The organism is Bacillus sp. C30 (genome assembly GCF_040838255.1).
GTDB lineage: Bacteria > Bacillota > Bacilli > Bacillales > Bacillaceae_G > Bacillus_A > Bacillus_A mycoides.
This window is the reverse complement of the sequence record NZ_JBFPJH010000204.1, coordinates 1-5,994: the sequence shown is the minus strand read 5'-3', so window position 1 is coordinate 5,994 and position 5,994 is coordinate 1. Positions and strand designations below refer to the sequence as shown.

At 34.1% G+C, this 5,994-nt stretch carries 7 protein-coding genes; 4 read left to right on the top strand and 3 right to left on the bottom strand.

All coding sequences use genetic code 11. The annotated features are described in order from the left end of the window. Positions 1-111: 111 nt before the first annotated feature. The gene (locus AB3X49_RS16335) at positions 112-897 is read right to left on the bottom strand and encodes a TrmB family transcriptional regulator (protein WP_002166243.1); all 786 of its coding nucleotides are present in this window, start codon (positions 895-897) and stop codon (positions 112-114) included. Positions 898-1,007: 110 nt separating this feature from the next. Here AB3X49_RS16335 and AB3X49_RS16330 point away from each other — a divergent pair, with 110 nt between their 5' ends. Continuing rightward, positions 1,008-1,775, top strand: a complete 768-nt coding sequence (locus AB3X49_RS16330) for a TSUP family transporter (protein ID WP_367963370.1) — start codon at positions 1,008-1,010, stop codon at positions 1,773-1,775. A 231-nt stretch (positions 1,776-2,006) separates the two neighbouring features. On the opposite strand, the gene AB3X49_RS16325 is transcribed toward AB3X49_RS16330, so the two are convergent. Continuing rightward, the gene (locus AB3X49_RS16325) at positions 2,007-2,894 is read right to left on the bottom strand and encodes a DMT family transporter (RefSeq protein ID WP_002134700.1); all 888 of its coding nucleotides are present in this window, start codon (positions 2,892-2,894) and stop codon (positions 2,007-2,009) included. Between the two features lie 546 nt (positions 2,895-3,440). On the opposite strand from AB3X49_RS16325, the gene AB3X49_RS16320 reads away from it, so the two are divergent. The 3 genes from AB3X49_RS16320 (at position 3,441) to AB3X49_RS16310 (ending at position 4,968) form a co-directional block, all read left to right on the top strand. Continuing rightward, positions 3,441-3,986: a hypothetical protein gene (locus AB3X49_RS16320; protein ID WP_367963368.1), complete on the top strand. Its 546-nt coding sequence runs from the start codon at positions 3,441-3,443 to the stop codon at positions 3,984-3,986. A gap of 2 nt (positions 3,987-3,988) precedes the next feature. Beyond that, a complete protein-coding gene (locus AB3X49_RS16315) occupies positions 3,989-4,648 on the top strand; it encodes a PspA/IM30 family protein (protein ID WP_367963366.1) in 660 nt (219 codons plus the stop codon). A 164-nt stretch (positions 4,649-4,812) separates the two neighbouring features. Further along, positions 4,813-4,968 (top strand): hypothetical protein, encoded by a 156-nt coding sequence (locus AB3X49_RS16310; protein ID WP_367963363.1) that lies wholly within the window; start codon positions 4,813-4,815, stop codon positions 4,966-4,968. 172 nt (positions 4,969-5,140) lie between these two features. Here AB3X49_RS16310 and AB3X49_RS16305 read toward each other — a convergent pair whose 3' ends face one another. After that, positions 5,141-5,716, bottom strand: a complete 576-nt coding sequence (locus AB3X49_RS16305) for a TetR/AcrR family transcriptional regulator (protein ID WP_367963361.1) — start codon at positions 5,714-5,716, stop codon at positions 5,141-5,143. Positions 5,717-5,994: the final 278 nt, after the last annotated feature.

The following is a 5,994-nucleotide window of genomic DNA, read 5'->3' as shown; positions in this document are numbered from 1 at the left end:
TGTTAAGGGAGTATCCCTAGCTTTTTGCTTTATTTGGATAGAGGTAAATAAAGCATAAGTTTTCTATTTCATTAACTTATGCTTTATTTTTTGATTCTTTGAATATGTTTCTTATTTTTCCATAAAGAAGGATTTTCGCTCTGTAGTAATCCATTGCTCCAAATCATCTTGGCTACGTTGTACAAGTCGATTCACTAAAACATCATGCCATACATAATCCTCTAATAGGTATATATGAACGGGATCATCTGTATAAAAAGCAATATTGCGCTCCTCAAGTGATGGTCCATAAATCATCTCTTTAGAATCTATCGATAAAATAAACCAATGTTCTGTAGACAGGGTTTCTGTATAAGGTGTTATACGATGGGCTTCTAAATTTTTAATGGGATTTTCAACATGCAGGGTAATACCTTGTACTGTGACTTTATCAGCTACCTCAGATAGTTCCTCTTTTAACGCTTCATACATCTCATCCCACATTGAAATGACAATACGTTTTTGGGCTTTTTTTATTAATGCCTGACAGTAGCTAATTATTGTTTTATTGTCTTTTAAAGTAATCACTCGATTATCTGTTTTTTCCTCGAAAGTTTCTAGTTTTTTTAATGAATCACTGATTCCTTCATAAGTAGACTGCCATTCTGATTGTGCCTTTTGTAAAAAGATTTCAACAGGTAGAGGTGAATAGCGAGTGGTGTCATTTATTTCTTCTTTCATGACAATTCCTTTTTCTACAAGGTTACCCAAAATCTCGTAAATTCGTGCTCTTGGGATACCCGAATCCTTACTCACTTGGTAGGCTGTGACAGGCCCCTGTTTAACAAGAGATACATAAGATTTAGCTTCATATTCATTAAAACCAATTTTTTTAAGCTGTTGCACTATGTAGTCCACTTTTTTCGTCCTCCGATGTTTGCTTTTATATTTCAACGTTACAATAACTGTTTACATTTAGCAAATTATTAGTTACTATTCGGATAGTCACTAAAGGGGAGGTTAATAGTATGGATTTTTATTTAGACCCATCAGTATTAATTATTTTGATTGCTTTTGGATTTTTAGCTGCATTTATTGATTCAGTTGTAGGTGGTGGAGGACTCATTGCCTTACCCGCTTTATTATTTACAGGACTGAATCCAGCAAGTGCAGTAGCTACGAATAAACTAGCGTCGACAATGGGGTGTGCAACTAGTAATATTGTGTTTTATCGTTCTGGTAATCTTGATTTGAAATCGGCGTTTAAATTATTTCCACTCACTTTCATAGGTTCCATAATAGGAGCAGGGACCGTTCATTTAATGAACCCAGAAGTACTGAAGCCATTGATGCTGATCATGCTTGGTGCGGTTGCTATTTATACGATATTCAAAAAGGATTGGGGTAGTATTTCCACTCATAAAAAATTGTCTGGTCGACACGTCATTATCTTTACTTTTTTTGTTTTTGCTATTGGTTTTTATGATGGATTTTTAGGTCCTGGCACAGGTTCGTTTTTAATGTTTTCTCTTTTATTTATTGGGTATGATTTTTTAAAAGCAGCAGGTAATGCGAAGCTTCTTAATTTAGGAAGTAATGTTGGTGCATTGTTGATGTTTATGTATGTAGGGCAAGTAAACTATGTGTATGGTTTTATAATGGGGATTGCTCAAATTGCTGGAGGGATTGTTGGCTCCAAATTTGCTATAAAAAAAGGAAGCGGGTATGTTCGTGCTCTTTTCATTACAGTAACTTGTTTATTGTTAGCGAAAAATCTGTATGACTATATTCAGTAAGTAATTTTGAACATCTTTACTTCAAAGAACGTAGAAAAGGTCAAATATGAAGGCTACATAAAATATAAGAAGATACTAGGGGCAAATTTCTTTTAACATTTTTTAGATGCTACCTTATTCGAAGATAGCATCTAAAAAAATCTCATTTAAAAGAAAATCTAAGTGAAGAGAATGAAAATAATATAAACTCATATTTTTTCTGGGGTATGTTTATTGATCATAGTGAAATGTTTACTCTATATTCTTCTTATAATTAGGCCTCAACAAACTCTTAAAATCCACCTCAGCAATCAACACACTCAACAATATAAGTGTCGCCCCTAAATACCCTTTCCCTGTGAGTGTTTCACCTGTGAAAACGAAAGCAAACCCTGCCGAAAAGACAGGTTCTAGTGAAAAGATAAGTCCCGTATGTGTGGGCGTCGTGTATTGCTGGGCGATAACTTGCACGATGAAAGCGACTGCGGTACAAAATATGCTTAAGGCTAAGATGATTAGCCATGAGTTGATCGTGCTAGGCAGTTTTGGGGTTTCCATCACTAATGAAAAAATAAGACTAAATAGGCCGACGAAACCGAGTTGTATGACCCCGAGCGCAATCGAGTTCACATGTTTTGTTACGTTTCCAGTAATGATGACATGAATGGCATAAAATAAAGCAGACAATATGCAAAATATATCGCCGTTACCGATCTTGAATTCGCTAGTTAATGTTAATAAGCCGATTCCTATTATCGTTAACACAATTCCTAATATAACTTTCTTTTCAGGAATGTGTTTTAAAAATATCGCTGATAATATCGGAATGAAAATGACTGTGAGACATAGTAAGAAACCAGCATTAGAGACACTTGTATACTTTGTACCGAAAGTCGCGAAAATATAGACGATAAATAAAACGGAAGCTAGTATAAAAGCATATTTTACAGTTTTAAAATCGACTTTGAATAAGTGTTTGTAAAATATTAAACCTGATAAAAGAAAGGCAATAATAAATCGTAATGCGATTAAATTATATTCTTCTATGCCATCAAGTCCAAGCTTTGTAAGTAGGATGGATGCACCCCAAAAAAATGTAACTAGTAGTAGCATTAAATCAGCTTTTAATTGAATTTTCATTTCTATTCCCTCGTTATGTATAATTTATGATTCCATACCCCTATCCCTATCGTTTTTTTTTAATATTAATTCTGAATATTTGGAATGAAAATTCATCGACGTTTTTTTCTCCATTTAATTATTGAAAGTGCGGATCTGAAGAAGATTAGTATGTGAGTTTCTAAAGTGAATAGAAATAATGAAAAAGAACCCAATTTCTCTATTTGGTCCCGCATTAACGGGCAGTAAGACTCCCACCTCAAAATTCGGTGAATGCGAGGAAGTTAGGTGGGAGATAACTGCCCGTAAAAGCTCGATTGGTGTGGGCTAATAATCAGTGGGGGATGGACAAAACCCCCACTGATTAAAGTTTCACTTTATATGGAGAATTTGGTTTTTTTCGTTTTGGAATAATTATGAGAAAAATTTTAGATATTTCTCATATATTCATCATGTTTCTTTCATGCTCTTCTCACGTCTAAGTTTTACACTCATATGTATCAAAGGTAAAGGGAGGTAATACATTTTTTGCTTATCTCAAAACGAATGATACATGGTGGTGAACAGATGAAAAAGAATAAACGTAAAAAATTACGTTGGTTAAAATGGATTTTGATCCTTCCATTACTTCTAGCATTACTATTGTTTGGATTACATAGTATGAAGTTTGAAAGGTGGGATCATGAGAAGCATAAGCAAGCGGCATATACTGTTTCTCACGATAAAGAAAGAGAAGCTTTCGTTACGCAAAAAGAAAAGTTTAATAACTTTGAGAGAAATCAGCATCATGAAAAACACCATGAAAAAGAGTCTGAAGGTTTATTCTTTACACCATTCCTGTTAGCGTTTGGATTTGTTCTTTTCGGCTGGTTAATCCTTCGTAAGTCTGAAGGGAATACGGTTAAAAAATGGACAGGCATATTGCTCCTAGTTATTGGTTTATTACCGGTCCTTCCGATGCTTGCATTTGTTGCAACGATTGTTTGGGCATATAAAAAATTAAAAGAGAAAAGAATGGCAACTGATATAGATTTATACAGCGATTTTCAAGTACAAAAACAAGTAGATATTTTAGATCAATGGGAACGCAATATTCGTAAGGAGGAGAAGTAATAATGGGTATTTTAAAACGTATTAAAAATATTGTAGTGGCGGATGTGCATCAAACGTTAGATAAGATAGAAAAACCTGTTAGCATGTTGAAGCAATATCTTCGCGAAACAGAACAGCAAATTACGAAGGCTGAAAAAGCACTTTCTCACCAATATTATTTAGAAAAAAAGTATGAAGCATTAATTTCAGAAACGGATATTCTTATTACGAAGAGAACTCGCCAAGCTGAGCTTGCAGTATCACGCGAAGAAGATCACATGGCGCAGTTAGCCCTGCAAGAAAAGATTGTAAATGAGAAAAAAGCGGAACTATATCGTAAGCAGTACGAAATAACAAAAGAGCAAACAGCAACGATTTATGAACAAATTGACAAATTGCAAAAGAAATATGGAGAGTTGCAATATAAAGAACTAGTTCTTGTTTCACGTTTAAACGCAGCGCAAGCGATCAAAGAAAGCAACAGAGCAATTGATTCGTTCCATACAGAAAGTACAGCGAAAGGCTTTGCGCGCATTGAATCGTATGTGCAAAAACTAGAAGCAGAAACAGCTGCTAGTAACTATTTTTATAATTTAAAGTCTCCTAATCAGCAAGAAGTGTTAGAGCAAAATTTGCAAGAAGAAGTACAGCGGGAGTTAGAGAAGTTAAAAGAGAATAAATAGTATGCAAAAAGCCCATTTTCATATGGGCTTTTTTTCTATGTAAAATTTCATTTGTTTTGTTTACATAATATCTTTACAATCGTTTGGTAAAATATATTTAGCTGCATATTGTGAGGGTGGGTGGTTATCCCTTCTTTCTATTTGGAAGGAAAGGAGGTGATAATATGGAGTTTTTGTTTGATCTTGTAAAAGAGTTTGTGAAAGCGACTGTACGTGAAGTTTCAGCGTATTTTTTGCGGAAGCAACTTCCGGATAAGGACAACAAAAAACCCACTCCGCGTCGTAGGAAGCAAAAGAGTGGGTTTCGTAAAAAGAAATAACTTATAATAACTACCACCCTATACGGTAGCAGTTAGGGAAGAGATGTTAGCGCATCTCTTCTTTTAATATACGCAATTCTATTCGATGTCATACTTAAATAGTATTCTACCGAAAATATATCATATTCTTATTTTATGGTCAATTTGATTACATGATCTAAAAGTTGTAATACTATTCCTTTTCAAACTGAAAAATATCCCGATTAATGAGTTGATGGAAGTGCCTATCCATTTCTGCCGCAGAAACTGTTCTTCCGTTTTGAAACCACCACGCGCTTAATGATGTAATTACTCCTGAATAAAATTCAATGATTAAATCATTTGGCATCGTATGATTTTTGCACAGCTGATTTAACGCTTCCGTTTTTTGTTTTCTCGTTTCATGACTTAAATAATGTGTACGGCTAATAAATTGTTCATCAGACATTTGCGCCTCTAATATTTTCCCGATTTCTTCATGATGTAGGAATTGTTCCATCACTTGAAATGGCTTACTTAATCGATCTGAAATCGGTATTCCAGCAATCATCTTGCTGTAGCGTTTAAATCCAAATGCTAATAAAGCATCTTTATCTTCAAAATGTTTATAAAAGGTTGTTCGGTGTACCATCGCGCAATCGCATATTTGGTTAATCGTGATGGAACTATATTTTTGTTTTGATTGCGTCATTAATTCAAATAAGGAATCCCAAAGTAATTTATGTGTACGTCTAATACGTAAATCAAGCTGTTTTTCATTATCGTTCATCTACAATTCTCCTTTTTTGTAGATTAAATATACAATGGCTTTAAATTGATTCTCCCTTTTTAATCTACATATGTATATTATATTACATGTGTTCCGGTGTATTTAAAGATTTTTAAGTAAAAAACAGGAGGAGAATCAATACATGAATATAACAACTAAGAGCCCTGCAAGTGGCAAAGTTGATACTTCTAATATGAAACATACCCCCATTTTAATTGCATTACTTTTAGAACCTGTCTAAAATCTAGGGTATAATCTATGTAAAAAGGATGATTCCT